2 protein-coding genes are annotated in these 1188 nt (G+C 40.9%); both read right to left on the bottom strand.

Features of this window, described 5'->3' with window-relative positions; genetic code table 11:
* The coding region (locus tag A3757_RS20235) for a hypothetical protein (RefSeq protein ID WP_156506449.1) at nucleotides 1–582 on the bottom strand (582 nt) is incomplete at its 3' end.
* A gap of 104 nt (nucleotides 583–686) precedes the next feature.
* The coding region (locus tag A3757_RS20230) for a helix-hairpin-helix domain-containing protein (RefSeq protein WP_231878334.1) at nucleotides 687–1188 on the bottom strand (502 nt) is incomplete at its 5' end.

The raw sequence follows: 1188 nt of genomic DNA, 5'->3' as shown, positions 1-1188 counted from the left end.
ATTATAGGCCGTTACAAGATTATTAATGCTTGCGATAGAGGAAGCCCCCTCGTTGATAATCGAGCCTCCCGAGAAAGAAAGAGCGTTTGCAGCAACAGAGAAATCATATGTTTCAGAAGTTGAATTAATACCATCACTCAATTCAAGCCCGTATGTATAGTTTCTACCTACCAGAGTTTCCGGAGATGCTCCCTCTGGAAACTCTACTAAAGCCTCTAGCTTAAATGCAGGCTTTATTGCGTCATCATCATCAGCGGAAGAGCTAATGTTTTCGATGTACATATCAACAATATTCGTATCGATGTCGGTTACATCATCATTAATTTCAGGATGCTTAACATAGGCCATTTGATATGCACCAGACCCACCAGCAGCACCAAAAGTAAATGTAAATGGACTATCGTAGTATAGGGTTTGGGGTGGGAATCCAAGTATTTCGAGTGGTGGGCTGGATAGCTCGACAGCAGCTATTTGTGGTTCAGAGCTATCACTATCGCCAGTACAGCCACCGATTAGCATTAGACAAACTGATGTAAAAGTTGCTTTGATCAAGACGTGCAAATAATCCATTACTCTACTCATTGTTTTTTTGCGTTGACGTCGCAAATTATTGAATCTATTAAATGATATTAAAAACAGTGAGTAAGTGACAGCTGGACTTTATGGAAACGTCTTATAGTTCACACTTATTTAACTAGTGAGAGCACTTGTTCCTCATTAAGCACCTCGACACCGAGTTTAGCTGCCTTATCTAGCTTAGAACCGGCAGCATCACCCGCAATTAAGTAGTCCGTTTTGCTAGATACACTTGATTGAACTTTGGCACCATTTTCCTTAAGTAGTGCTTTCATCTGGTCACGCCCCATACTTGGAAGCGTACCGGTAATAACAACTTTTTTGTCTTTAAACGCACTTTCAAAGCTTTGCTTTGGCACAATTAAAGGCGCTGGACTCACTCCCAACTCGATTAGCTGGGATATTTTTTGTTGATTGTTCTCGAACTGAAAAAACGTAAATATATTGTCAGCCATTATCGGCCCGATATCATTTAACGCTATCAATTGCTCTTTGCTTGCTTGCATTAAGCGCTCTAGTTTTTCAAACTGCTCAGCCAATAGCTCTGCCGTTGTTTCACCAACCTCTGGAATTCCCAAAGCGAAAATAAATTGAGCAAGTGTACATCGCTTG

The organism is Oleiphilus sp. HI0117 (assembly GCF_001635235.1).
Note: the sequence above shows the minus strand (reverse complement) of the source record. Positions and strands in the feature narration are given on the sequence as shown.